General features: G+C 48.5%; 11 protein-coding genes. 7 read left to right on the top strand and 4 right to left on the bottom strand.

Going from position 1 to position 12,477, the window contains the following annotated elements; translation table 11 throughout:
• Positions 1–216: 216 nt before the first annotated feature.
• Positions 217–1,305 (bottom strand): Glu/Leu/Phe/Val dehydrogenase dimerization domain-containing protein, encoded by a 1,089-nt coding sequence (locus tag FIU95_RS06780; RefSeq protein WP_152452712.1) that lies wholly within the window; start codon positions 1,303–1,305, stop codon positions 217–219.
• A 348-nt stretch (positions 1,306–1,653) separates the two neighbouring features.
• Between FIU95_RS06780 and FIU95_RS06775 the strand changes: the two genes are divergently transcribed.
• From FIU95_RS06775 to FIU95_RS21690, 4 genes are all read left to right on the top strand, one after another.
• On the top strand, positions 1,654–3,621 hold the full coding sequence (locus tag FIU95_RS06775; RefSeq protein WP_152452710.1) for a VacB/RNase II family 3'-5' exoribonuclease: 1,968 nt from the start codon (positions 1,654–1,656) through the stop codon (positions 3,619–3,621).
• A 115-nt stretch (positions 3,622–3,736) separates the two neighbouring features.
• On the top strand, positions 3,737–5,209 hold the full coding sequence (locus FIU95_RS06770) for an aminoacyl-histidine dipeptidase (RefSeq protein ID WP_152452708.1): 1,473 nt from the start codon (positions 3,737–3,739) through the stop codon (positions 5,207–5,209).
• 284 nt (positions 5,210–5,493) lie between these two features.
• Positions 5,494–6,009, top strand: coding sequence for a hypothetical protein (locus FIU95_RS06765; protein ID WP_152452706.1), 516 nt, complete (start codon positions 5,494–5,496; stop codon positions 6,007–6,009).
• A gap of 22 nt (positions 6,010–6,031) precedes the next feature.
• On the top strand, positions 6,032–6,358 hold the full coding sequence (locus tag FIU95_RS21690; RefSeq protein ID WP_152452704.1) for a YceK/YidQ family lipoprotein: 327 nt from the start codon (positions 6,032–6,034) through the stop codon (positions 6,356–6,358).
• Between the two features lie 157 nt (positions 6,359–6,515).
• Here FIU95_RS21690 and FIU95_RS06755 read toward each other — a convergent pair whose 3' ends face one another.
• The 3 genes from FIU95_RS06755 to FIU95_RS06745 all read right to left on the bottom strand — a co-directional run bounded on the left by FIU95_RS06755 (position 6,516) and on the right by FIU95_RS06745 (position 9,459).
• Positions 6,516–7,409, bottom strand: coding sequence for a polysaccharide deacetylase family protein (locus FIU95_RS06755; RefSeq protein WP_152452702.1), 894 nt, complete (start codon positions 7,407–7,409; stop codon positions 6,516–6,518).
• Positions 7,409–8,281: a GNAT family N-acetyltransferase gene (locus tag FIU95_RS06750; protein WP_152452700.1), complete on the bottom strand. Its 873-nt coding sequence runs from the start codon at positions 8,279–8,281 to the stop codon at positions 7,409–7,411. Before FIU95_RS06750 ends, FIU95_RS06755 begins: the two co-directional genes overlap by 1 nt.
• A 95-nt stretch (positions 8,282–8,376) precedes the next feature.
• Positions 8,377–9,459 carry a linear amide C-N hydrolase gene (locus FIU95_RS06745; protein WP_152452698.1) on the bottom strand — a complete coding sequence of 361 codons (1,083 nt, stop codon included), beginning with the start codon at positions 9,457–9,459 and terminating at the stop codon, positions 8,377–8,379.
• A 479-nt stretch (positions 9,460–9,938) separates the two neighbouring features.
• On the opposite strand from FIU95_RS06745, the gene FIU95_RS06740 reads away from it, so the two are divergent.
• The 3 genes from FIU95_RS06740 (at position 9,939) to FIU95_RS06730 (ending at position 12,470) form a co-directional block, all read left to right on the top strand.
• Positions 9,939–10,337 (top strand): VOC family protein, encoded by a 399-nt coding sequence (locus FIU95_RS06740; protein WP_152452696.1) that lies wholly within the window; start codon positions 9,939–9,941, stop codon positions 10,335–10,337.
• Positions 10,338–10,764: 427 nt separating this feature from the next.
• Entirely contained in the window at positions 10,765–11,871 is a 1,107-nt protein-coding gene (locus tag FIU95_RS06735; RefSeq protein ID WP_152452694.1) for a hypothetical protein, read from the top strand.
• A 95-nt stretch (positions 11,872–11,966) separates the two neighbouring features.
• Positions 11,967–12,470 (top strand): hypothetical protein, encoded by a 504-nt coding sequence (locus tag FIU95_RS06730; protein ID WP_152452692.1) that lies wholly within the window; start codon positions 11,967–11,969, stop codon positions 12,468–12,470.
• Positions 12,471–12,477: the final 7 nt, after the last annotated feature.

Raw genomic sequence — 12,477 nt, 5'->3', positions numbered from 1 at the left:
ATGGCAAGTTTAGGCCAGTATCCAATCCATTTACTGGCTAGCCTTCCGCAGTAATAAACCACAAACCTGGTACCAGAATGAGGTACCAAGTCACTACATCAATCTTCAGACAAAAAAATGGGCACTAAAGTGCCCAAATAAATACATCACAGAGAGAAGCGATGATGCCAATCGCCAGGGATCAGGTCATCGGCACATCTCCCGTGCCGAATTAGATTATGCTGCCACAGTGCCGGACTTGTTTTCCGTATCACCGGTCACGGAGTGGTGTCCAAAGCGCTCTTCAGCGATACGGTCGGCCACATGCGCTGTGGTCTCACCGGTCTCATCCGCGCGCTCAAACACTTCTTTCATGGTGCTGCCGATCTCTTCGATATGGGCACGCACCTCTGCGGCGTCGTAGTCACCCTTTTGCTGGTAGTAAACGTCGATAATACCACCGGCGTTGATCACGTAATCCGGCGCATACAAAATACCTTTCTCGCGCAGAGCAGCTGCATGGCGCTCCTCAGCCAGCTGGTTATTGGCTGCACCAGCCACAGCGCCCACTTTCAGGCGGGAAATGGTGTCGTCATTGAGGATGGCACCCATCGCGCATGGGGCAAACAGATCCACATCCAGATCGAAAATTTCATCGGCGGTAACGGCAATAGCACCCAACTCGGTTACTGCACGGTCGATGTTATCTTGGAAAATATCGGTGACAAACAGCTCAGCACCGGCATCTTTCAGTAGTTTGCCCAGGCGAAAGCCCACGTTACCAACGCCCTGGATAGAAACTTTCAAGCCTGTGAGGTCTGTTTTGCCCCAGCGGTGCTCGACAGCAGCCTTGAGGCCGACAAACACACCGTATGCCGTGGAGGGAGAAGGGTCACCGCCGTATTCAGAGCCCGCAAACAGGCCGGATACGTATTCGGTGGTCTCACCGATAATGCTCATATCGGCAACACTGGTACCGGAGTCCTCTGCGGTGATATAGCGGCCGCCCAGGGTGTTGATGAACTCGCCCATAGCGCGCAATAGCTCGGGAGTCTTTTCCTTGCGAGGATCGCCGATAATGACTGATTTACCGCCGCCCAGCTTCAAACCTGCCATAGCGGACTTGTAGGTCATCCCACGGGACAGGCGCAGAACATCATTCAAAGCCTCGCCGTCATCGGCGTATGGCCACATGCGGCAGCCACCCAGGGAGGGACCTAAATTCGTATTGTGTACCGCGATAATTGCCTTGAGACCACTCTTAGCATCTTGGTAAAACGCCACTTGTTCGTGTTTATCGTAGGCGGAATGGGAAAAAATACTCATTAACTGTTCCTCTCCGGAAGGCCGGTTCTACAGCTGGGGAACAACCACAGCCCTTATCTGTTTTTATTTAGGGGTAAGATTATATCTAGCTTCGGCAGACAAAGTTTGCATATTTTGCACAGAACGGCGCTGGAATAGCTAAATTCTCACACAGATTATTCTTTTTTAGGATAATTAACTTTACGGAAACATAGAGGGCTATACAGTCATCAATCTTGACAGCTACTTCAACCTAGTACCTTTGCGCTTGATCAAACTGGGATATTTTCTCCTATCCCAGCACCCTGTTACCCGCTGCACCTTGGTCTGGTAGAATCCGCGCCTAAATCGACCCGAGAGATAAACTCGATGCTGAATGCCGACGCTCTGAAACAACTTTCACAACTGAAAACAGATATTCGCTCCAGTAAGGAGTTTGCCGAGGGCCGGGTTCGCGGCAGCAACGGCAAATTTGGCTTTGTGGAGCTGGAGGATGGACGCGAGGCTTTTTTGCCTCCCAATGAGATGGAACGGGTTTTCCCCGGTGATCGTGTTCGCGTCAGCCTCAGCGAGGAAAAGAAGGGCAAGCTCAGCGCTGAGTTGGATACCCTGATCGACAGCCAGCTGGATTATCTGGTGGGGCAATATGTACAGCGGGGCCAAGGGCATTTTATCCAGCCCAGCCAAAATGGCCTGTCGCGCTGGATCTTCCTGCCACCCAAGGCCCGTGGCAAGGCCCAGCCCGGCGAGTTTATCGCCTGCAAAATCAATCGACACCCTTTTAAAGATGGCCGCGCCCAGGCAAAAGTGGAAACGGTCATTGGCAAACCCGATATCCCCGGTATCGAGCATGCCTATGTGGTCGCGCAATTCAAATTGCCCGAGCAGTTTGGCCAGGCAGCAGAAGCCCAGGCAAAGGAAATCAGCGCGCAACTCACTTCAGTGATCGCTGAGCGCCAGGATCTGTCCGAGTTGGGTTTTGCCACTATCGATGCGGAAAGCACCCGCGATATGGATGACGCTCTCGCCGTCAGCATCCGCGACGGCGGCTGGACCCTGCATATCGCCATCGCCGACCCCTCCAGTGTGATTGAGGCCGGCAGCGCCCTGGACAAAGAGGCCCTCGCACGCGCTCACAGCCAATACCTGCCTGGTGAAACCCTGCCGATGCTACCGCGCAACCTGTGTGAAGACCTATTCTCCCTGGTACCTGGAGAACTGCGCCCAGCCCTGGTGGTTCATATCGATATCAACAGCGATGGCAGCCTGGGCGAAAGCCGCTACGAATATGCCGCGATCAGCTCCCAGCACAAACTGAGCTACATCCAGGTGAGCCAGTTTATCGAGGGCGACGAATCCGCTGTACCGGAAGAGCAGAAACAGAGCCTGCGCAACCTGGCTGCCGTTTATGAAGCCCGCTCTGCTTATCGCGCAAGTCACTCCCTGGCGATGGAAGACCGCCCTGACTACGAAATTCACCTCGATGACAAGCGCAAGATCGCACGTATCGAAAAGCAGGAGCGCAATGTTGCTCAGCGCATGGTGGAAGAAGCCATGCTCGCTACCAATATCAGCATCGGCGGCAAACTGGCAGAGCTGCAACAGGGCTGTTTCTCGGTACACCTGGGCTTCCGTGAGGAGCGCATGGGTGAAGTCCGCAGCCTCCTTAAGGAGTTACTGCCCGAGCATGCAGAGAAAGACCTCAGCGAGCTGCCGCATTACCTGGCCCTGGTTAAGCACCTTGAAAGCCATGAAGATGCTCAGATGCAAAACCTGCTGGCGGTACTGAAGCGTATGCTGCGTCCCGGCCAGCTAGACAATAAAGCTGGGGCACACCTGGGCCTGGGTCTCGAATCCTACGCTACCGTGACCTCTCCTATCCGCAAGTACAATGACCTGCACAACCACCGGGTATTGCGTGCCGCCCTACAGGATGACACTGCCGTGGCGATGAGCGATGAGCAGATCGAATCCCTGCAGGAGAGCCTGATCCGCGGCCGCCAGGCCAATCGCGCTCTCGAGCAATGGCTTTACACCCAATTTATGCAGGACAAAGTTGGACAAGAGTTCACTGGCAAGATCACCCTGGTCAATGGTGCCGGACTCGGTGTGCGCCTGGATGAATTTGGTATCGATGGGTTTGTTCGCCTAAACGGGGATAAAAAGAACCTACCGAATTTTGACGGCAAGCACCTGACCCTCACTTACAACGAGCAAAGCTTCCAGCTAGAACAGGCTATCAAGGTCAAAGTTTCCTCTGTAGATATCGACAAGCGTCGCATTTCTCTCGAGCTTTTACAGGAGAGTTCGCCAGGCGACACAGCTGCAGATAAATAAGTTCAAAAAACCCAAAGAGCCCAGCACCCGCTGGGCTCTTTACTGTTATGCCCAAACCGCCCAAATTTTAGGGCACTGCATAAAGCCACCCCATAACAATCACTCGAGGCCACCAATGAGCAATATTGCTGAGCTGAACCCCACACCACTATGGAAGCACTTCGCCAAGCTCTGCGAAATTCCCCGCCCATCCAAGCATGAAGATCGCGTTGTCGAATACATTGTGGATTTTGCCAAGCATCGTGGTTTAGAGGTTCAGCTCGACGAAATCGGTAATGTCATTCTCAAGAAGCCGGCCACACCCGGCATGGAAAACCGCAAGACACTGGCCCTGCAAAGCCACGTAGATATGGTGCCGCAGAAAAATGCCGATACGGACCATAATTTTCTGACAGACCCGATCAAACCCTATGTCGATGGCGAGTGGGTTACCGCGGAAGGTACCACCCTCGGCGCCGACAATGGTATCGGAGTGGCCGCTATTCTCGCCCTGATGCAATCCACAGATATCCCCCATCCAGCCCTGGAAGCACTACTGACCATTGATGAAGAAGCGGGTATGACCGGGGCCAAAAACCTGAAGCCCGGTTATTTTGAAGCAGACTTGCTGTTGAATCTCGACACGGAAGATGAAGGGGAGCTCTACATCGGCTGTGCCGGTGGTGTCGATGTTAATGTCACCCTGCCCTACAGCGCCGAACCATTGATGGCTGATGCTGTGGCTTTCAAACTGGCAGTGCGCGGTCTGCGCGGTGGACACTCTGGCCTGGATATCGACAAGGGCCGCGGTAATGCCAATAAAATCGCCAACCGCATTATTGATATCGCCCTTCGATCCATCCCCCAATTACGTATTGCCAACCTCGACGGTGGCAGCCTGCGCAATGCCATTCCACGTGAGTCCTTCAGCACCCTAGTCGTACCTGGCAACGCGCAGAAACAGCTTCAAGAAATTGTTGAGAATGAAAGCGCACAAATTGCTCGCGAACTCGATAACGAAGCGGCGCTGGAAATCTGCTTGGAAGTAACCGAAGCACCGGCGAATATCATGGACGAGGCGAGTCAACTGAAGTTAATTCGCGCTGTTCGCGCCTGCCCCAACGGTGTCGAGCGTATGAGTACCGCTCTGGAGGGTATTGCCGACACATCTAACAACTTGGCCCGTGTGGTCACCATGGAAAAAGACAGCCAGCACCAGGTACACATCCAGTGCCTGGTACGCAGCCTGTCCGACAGTGCCCGAGATCAACACGGTCTTGATGTCGCCGCCACTTTCGAACTGGCCGGCGCACAAGCCAAGCTGGATAACGCCTACCCCGGTTGGACACCGAACCCAGCATCACCACTTCTTGCCATGATGAGGGAAGTGTACAGGGAAATGACTGGTGAAACTGCAGAAGTAAAAGTCATCCACGCCGGCCTGGAATGTGGACTTTTGGCCAAACCATACCCCAACTGGGATATGGTCTCCTTCGGCCCAACCATCCGCCGCGCCCATTCTCCCGAAGAGAGAGTGCATATCCAGAGTGTGGCCAACTTCTGGGATTACTTTATTAAAGTTGTCCAGGCCATTCCGGCTCATCAATAATTAGATGCTTAGTCTATTGACTAATCTCCAGTAGCACTCTCCTTATTCATTGCCTGCCCTTCAGAAACTATTTCTGAGAGCAGGCAATACCTACCAAGTCTACAACCTTATTTACCACATCAGTTGTAATTTTTAGTCCACCAAGAAATTAATAAAATATTTTTTATTTTACAGAAGTAGCTTACCCCCTTTCATAAAAATCCTTGCAAACAAACTCTGTCGAAGGAACTTCCCTAGAACCCTATAGGTCAATACAATCGCTTTAAGAAAACATGGAAGAAACAATGAAAAGTTTGATTTTTGTCGGTATCCTTTTCCCCTCATTCGCATTCGCAAACATGGATAATCACTTAAGCCTTGGAGTAGGCACACAATATGGAGGACTTTTAGGCATAAAGTATTCAACCACCAATGGGCCCAACACTTTTTATATTGGAGCAGGGCTAGCCGACAATTTTGATGAAGAATACGGGATATCGCTCGGCTGGGAAAGAAGTCTCAATCCAAAACACTCCCTTGGTCTGCTAGTAAGAACAAAAGAACTAAGTTGGGAGCATTATATTTATGAAAACTCAAACTTACTTACGACTTCACCAAATGACCAGACATCAGCCAAGTTTAAATATAAAGGACGCTATGAAAGCTATATCGCAGGATCTTACACTTATTTCTTTAACAGATATGACGAAGCCAGCCTCCTAGGTGGCGTAAGCTTTGGAAAATCCTATCTAAAGACCAATAAAGATGGCTCATTCAGAGATGGGACCGAACTCAAACTGCACTTCGGCTATCAATTCTAAACCTTCATAGAAACCAATATAAATGAGAATTCTAACCCTATCTATTTGCTCTCTCCTACTAACGGGATGCGGCACCTTCACCACCCTCTCCAGCACAGATCGTGAAATTTCTGCGAATTTGAAAAGGCAGAAGTCCAACTGTGAATCCATCCCGAGAGTCTACAGTGGGCTTTCTTACAATATGTGTAAAATGCATTCAGATAGTGAATCGATTAATGTCGACCTGCTTCTCGGTGTATACCTCTTAGATAGCGTACTATCTACCGCAACGGATACAGCCGTGCTCCCATTCACTATCTACAATCAACACAAGAATGGCAACATTTCAGTCGCCAACGGGCAGTATTAGCGAGAACAACTTAACCAGTAAGAAAAAATTTTAGTCAGCTGGCAGATCTATAATCCCTCGATAGCTGCCAGCCTCCTGCCAAAAGAAACTCCCATCTCCAAAACCCCAATAGATATTGCACTACCAGGAATATTATGAGATTCATCATTCACCCGCTCTAAGGCGGATATTGAGAAATCCAATGTCTGGCAATGTCTGCCCTTCGACAAATCCATACTTTTTCGTGATTAAGGATATAATCCAGAAAACGGATCAAAGCCATGGCTCGAGCCGGGTGACCACTGATACGACTATGCAATCCAACCGTCAACATTTTTGCCTGACTCTCCCCCTCCTGCCAGAGAAGATCAAAACTATCCTTTAAAAGATGGAAAAACTCATTTGAAGAGGCGCAGCCGTTTGGAAGAAGATATCGAACATCATTACTTACAAGGGTATAGGGAATAATTAACCAAGGATTTGGCGTATTGCTCCAATAAGGTAAGTCATCACTGTAGGAGTCCGAACTATAGAGTAAGTCCGGCATTTCCCCGAGGAGTCTACGACTGTTTACACTAGTGCGGCCGATATACCAGCCAATTTCTTTCTCTCCAGTCAGTCTTTCAATACTTTTACGCGTTTTTTGTATATGCTCACGCTCAATCTCTTCGCCAATGTGCCGATAATCTAACCAGCGATACCCATGTCCAGCGAGCTCATGACCTGCAGCTACCAAGGCTTTTGCTAGGATTGGGTTTAATTCCAGAGCCAACCCACAAGCAAATACCGTTAACGGAAGATTATGAGAGTTAAAAATATTGAGAATACGCCATACACCTGCCCGACTGCCATACTCATACATGCTTTCAACACTGAGGTCTCTTTCCCCTAAGCGTGGCTCCCTACCGAAAAGTTCATGTAGATAGGCTTCAGATTGATCATCGCCATTTAATACACAAGATTCAGCGCCCTCTTCAATATTCAGCACAAATTGAACGGCTATCCTGGCTCCATTTGGCCACCTGGGATCAGGGGGATGCCCAGCATAGCCTTGCAGATCGCGCTCGATCATCAACCCAACTCAAAGGTGGTCACGCCAAAAACCCGCTCATTGGCAATATCAGGCTTAGGGCCAAGATACATACGTGCGCAACCGAAAACCTCCTTCATATTATATTTTTTTACCAGAGCCATAGCTTCTGGATTATTTTCTGGCACATCCAAAAATATTGGACCAACCTCTACAGAACTGGATAACTCTCTCAATAGAGCTTCGGCCAATTCACCGCTATTGGCAAATAAGGGCCCCACCTTATAACCATCTGCACAGCGACGGATAACCCCATAACCGCAGAGTTCCCCCGATTGCATCAGACCTAAAGCCTGAACGCCCTCCGGACTCAACCAAGTACGCAGGAATTTCTCCCTGCACGCAGGGAAGCAAGTCAGGTCATATTGAAGTAGCTGATCAAAAGGAATATCAGCGAGAGGACAAATCTCATACTCGCTCGCGCTATTATTAGCTTTGCTTAGAGGTTTATCCATACTGAAGCGCAGGTTGCGATGGGAGAATTCAAAACCTCCTTCCCCATAGAAATCCTGCATTTGAAATGCGGCATCCAGACCCACGGAGGCTCCCGGAGATAATCGCTCAAGCATTCGTTGACGACGGTGGTACCAGAGCTTACGACCAAAGCCCAATCCGCGATATTCTGGCTTTACGATGAAAAAACCCATAAAACCATATTTTCCCTCATAAGAGGTTACGGAGCCCCCACCAATCATATTTTCCTGAACCAGTGCAGCGATAAATGCTTCTGAATCCGCTTGCCAAAAAGCTTCAGCGTCATGTACTCCCGGGTTCCACCCCTCTTGAGCTGCCCAGTTCACCAAGACATCGACTTCAGGGCGCTGCATATTACGCATGATCATTGTATCTTTCATATCCACCCCTATATGTAAAAAAGCGATCTACCGTGCTTTTGCAAACGCACTTTAAAGCCCACAAACAGTAGCCAGTAGCTTCCTGTCAAGAAAACTTAACTTTTTGGTGCAAGAAATTTAAACGGTGTTGCCGGTTTTAATTGTGAGGAGATCTCCCCCCCAATATCGCTGGGAGTATCCATCTTCAAGGACAAAACCTTCGCCCCACTTTTGAAATCTAAATTACTGAAGTCTAACCATACTACCGAGGGGTTAATCACAGAATCAAAGTAATAACGCATCTTCTTTTGATCTATGACTGAACGCCAAAGTGTCGAGGCAATATTAGGTTTTCCTGGACTACTCATTCCCAAAGGTACACTGATAGCGCGCACCTGAGAAAATACAGAAGCAATTGCATCGCGACGATCCTTAAACTTTGGAGAAGACTTAAGAGCAAAACTGGCACGAACAAATCGATCAGCAGCACTTATGGTTCCCGGTAAAAAATTATCACCGCCTATTTGACTCCAGTAGGTATTAATCGCAAGTTGTTGATCATATACCGGGGAGTTCGTCATCACCTTGTACTGTTTACCATGGTGTACTTGTAACTTCCCATTGATATACTCAAATATGGCTGAATCTCCACTGGGATCAGAAATTGCAATATGCGCCGAGGCTGGAGAACCATCAGGTAGATTAGCCCCAACCACTGTAAACGGGTCGGCTTCCATGGCCTTAACTACTTCATCAACGGTTGCGTAATTATCCAGAATATATTGGAGCCATGCACCAACCGAGATTGTTGGTTTACCACGTTTTTTGGGGTTTCCATAATCAGCTTCAGCCAAATAGAGAAGGTTTCCAACCAACCCAGCCTCATTAAGCCCATCGGAAGTTGCCGCCTCATAAATACTAATCACTACCGAACCATATTTTGAAGTCCAAGTTATTGATCCCTCCCCTACGCCACCATTTCTTTGCATCCCTTTAGGGAACAGCCAAAAATCCATTGCCGCCTTGGTATCATTCCAGTCCATGCTTCGCCCAGTAATATAATCTCCATCGCCAGACTCATAAAAAATTCTGGTACATGCACTGGCATCTCCAAGACTCAAACCAACAGTTAGAGCCAAAGCACCACCCAACAGGTTGCGAACAAATTTTTTGGCAACACCTTTTTTATTGATATCCATATCTAAGATTCCTCTTGAATACATTCCCCATATTTTGACGAACCAATTCACAGCCCCTCAATTCACAGCCCCTATTGGAGGTTGGCGGAAAATCAAAGGATCTTCAAAGGCCAATTCTAGCTTTAGCAGGTAATAATAAATGGCTCTAAGAAGAAGGGGGCGAAACTGATTCAGCCAAAAACCCCCTAATCTACCTAGCACCCCAATAAAGGCGTTTAAACACTCATTTTGAATCAGATTGCAGCCATTCGCCTTGGCGGCCTAACTCTTCAGCAAGACTCACCCCCTTAAAATTAGATAAATATCAGCGTATTATTTCACTCACAACAAATCTTTGGATATCTGTGTAATTACAAGCAGCTTGGCAGACCATTCTTCTTTATGGCTTTACCTCGTTCAGACTGCTGTAATATTCAATGCCATAACGTTGACCAATATGGCTCACTGTGATCAGCAGCTAATCGAGACGGAGAGGCTTTATGAAGGCTATAGGAAGACTGGTTATTCTTGTTAAAGACTACGAAGAAGCTATTGTATTTTACCGTGATAAACTTGGCTTCGAGGTATTTGTTGACTCAGAGACACCCCCACTAAGATTTGTTCACCTGCGACTCCCCCAACAAAAAGATATGGGAATATGGCTTCTACAGGCCTCCTCCAATGCACAATTGGAACAGGTGGGCAGACAGACCGCAGGCCAACCCTGCGCGGTTATTTACACAGAGGACTTCGAAAACGAATATCAACGCCTGAGAGGGAATGGGGTGAAGTTTACAAAGCCTAGACTCTCTGATTCCAGTGCTGAATTTGCGCACTTTGAAGATCTTTATGGTAATGAGTTTGTACTCGTACATCTGAAAGCAGAGGTTGTTGATTAACCCGTTTTTACTATCAAACTTGCCATTCCTATCACTTATCTGAGGTAGTAGGGATCACTATTTTTACATCTCTGCGCCCAATATCAGCGTTTAACTCCATTATCAGGGTACAAACCCTATTATTAAAAAACTTCCTGTTTACATCCCTTTCCCTATCACATATAAATCGAACAAGACTCACGCTATGAGTACCAATTCCCATAATTTTCACGCCTCCTGATCTGATTATCACTTAGTGCAGATCAAAATTTCGGCACTGGCTGTGCCATGCTCAGCCCAACGCTGGTGCGTTATAGAATAGAAGGAAGGTTGTTTCTTAACAGAATATCAATTGGAAAAATATGCGGCCTATGCAGGCCATTGAGCCCCGGGCGCCAACTCCAAGAAAGAAGAAGCCCGAGGCTCGATACAATCATTTGGAAGTATTATGAAAAGAAACCTGATTATGCTGGTCCCTGGGCTTACCAGGGTCACCAGCACCGCACAACTTTCAGAGTTTACCGAGGGTTTGATTGCTGCAAGTGAACGCATGCCCCTCGCCCATATAGCCGCCCCCTCTATTCCCCCAGGGGTTCAGCGCCTGCGAACCACCGCAGCCAGCCAAGAGATAGAACTGGACCTGGTTGAAGCCTACTGGAACGACCTGGTACCTAGCATCACCCAGCAGACACTGAAGACACGCCTCGCCAGGGGCTTTTCGCTCATTTGGTTCTGGCTCGCAAACCTGCATATTTGGAAAGGGGTATTGCGGCGTAAGTACCTAACTTTTGGACTCACCCTGTCTGCGCTAGCTTTCATTGTTTGGTACCTAGGTACCATTATCTTATTTGTAGAAGCCATAGAGCCCGCAGCGGATAGTCCTTTCTTCCCTTTAGTAGAGGAACTTAAAAAATCTGTTGAATATATAGGCGGTTGGCGGATCTGGGCAGTGGCAACCGCAGTTGTAGCCCTAATGCCTGTTTCCCTGCTGGTAGATATCTCTGATTTCTGTAAGCGCTACTTAACCAATGAACCCGCAGCCCGCGGCAAACCCGCGGTACGCTTTGAGATTATTCGGCGCGTACGCGAGCAACTGCAGAGTAGCCTTGCCCTGGGGGATTATGAATCGGTGACCATTGTTGGCCATAGCTTTGGTAGTGTTGTCACCGTGGACCTGCTTGCAGATCTCCCTTCCTTCGGTACCCCTGTGCGTATTCTAACTATGGGCTCTTTAATCGAAGTTCTAGGTAAGCAGGCTCCCTGGCTGCAAAATGAGGTTCTGGAGTTGTCCCAACGCGATGACTTGATCGAATGGATTGATATCAAATCCCACTCAGACTGGTTTGCCAGTGGCTCAGCCGTACCAGAGGTGCATAATTGTTATGAGAAGGTTATCGGCTCCTATGGTACTTTCCCAGATAAAATTGCGGCAAAAGTACATTCTCGCTATTTCGACAACCAGGAAGCGGTCAGGCTTCTGTTGTCATATTTTGAGCGGCAGGAATCCACTAAGGTTGACTCCACTGAAAGTGAATCAGCCATGGAGCCAGCTTAAAATAAGCTGAGGAATGGCAGCTACCCAAACAGCTGCCGCTAACGCATAACAGAAACCACAATACTTACAACATGCCAACAGCAAGGAGAGTACAGATGTTGTCCACCCCATCCCAGGTAGCGTCAGCCCTGTTTTACCTAGTGCTAACTCTAGCCATCAGTGGATGTTCCCAGCTGGCTCCCAGATATGATGCGGAGCTCTATTCAGACTTGACCGAGGTGAACGCTGAAATCCTGCAGTTCTTTTCCTTGGTTTCCCACGGTACCAGTAAAGACTCTTATGCGGAGAGAAATCAAAATTACCATGCCTTAATTGGCAAGATCGATGCCCTGGCAATGCAATCCAACACTCGGCCAATCCCGAATAAGGATACACTCAAGAAAATCAACAATTATCTCAATTCCACAGGAGCAGATATCGCCTTTAACGAACAGCCACCCAGTGTCGATTCTCTGGAAAAAATTTCCTTGAGCCTAAATCGTATGCGCAAAGAAGATGAGGACAAAGGGCTTCGCGCTACAGTTGTAGCTCTTTTCAAAAATGAAATAGTCATTTCTATGGACCAGGCTCTAACCTACGAATCATTTCTAAACCGCTGAGGACTTT

Origin of the sequence: Microbulbifer sp. THAF38 (assembly GCF_009363535.1) — a bacterium.
Lineage (GTDB): Bacteria > Pseudomonadota > Gammaproteobacteria > Pseudomonadales > Cellvibrionaceae > Microbulbifer.
Note: the sequence above shows the minus strand (reverse complement) of the source record. Positions and strands in the feature narration are given on the sequence as shown.

Coding starts and splice junctions, on each gene's coding strand:
- FIU95_RS06780 (WP_152452712.1), bottom strand. CDS start 1,305: ATGAGTATTTTTTCCCATTCCGCCTACGATAAACACGAACAAGTGGCG.
- FIU95_RS06765 (WP_152452706.1), top strand. CDS start 5,494: ATGAAAAGTTTGATTTTTGTCGGTATCCTTTTCCCCTCATTCGCATTC.
- FIU95_RS06745 (WP_152452698.1), bottom strand. CDS start 9,459: ATGGATATCAATAAAAAAGGTGTTGCCAAAAAATTTGTTCGCAACCTG.
- FIU95_RS06740 (WP_152452696.1), top strand. CDS start 9,939: ATGAAGGCTATAGGAAGACTGGTTATTCTTGTTAAAGACTACGAAGAA.
- FIU95_RS06750 (WP_152452700.1), bottom strand. CDS start 8,281: ATGAAAGATACAATGATCATGCGTAATATGCAGCGCCCTGAAGTCGAT.
- FIU95_RS06755 (WP_152452702.1), bottom strand. CDS start 7,409: ATGATCGAGCGCGATCTGCAAGGCTATGCTGGGCATCCCCCTGATCCC.
- FIU95_RS21690 (WP_152452704.1), top strand. CDS start 6,032: ATGAGAATTCTAACCCTATCTATTTGCTCTCTCCTACTAACGGGATGC.
- FIU95_RS06770 (WP_152452708.1), top strand. CDS start 3,737: ATGAGCAATATTGCTGAGCTGAACCCCACACCACTATGGAAGCACTTC.
- FIU95_RS06735 (WP_152452694.1), top strand. CDS start 10,765: ATGAAAAGAAACCTGATTATGCTGGTCCCTGGGCTTACCAGGGTCACC.
- FIU95_RS06775 (WP_152452710.1), top strand. CDS start 1,654: ATGCTGAATGCCGACGCTCTGAAACAACTTTCACAACTGAAAACAGAT.
- FIU95_RS06730 (WP_152452692.1), top strand. CDS start 11,967: ATGTTGTCCACCCCATCCCAGGTAGCGTCAGCCCTGTTTTACCTAGTG.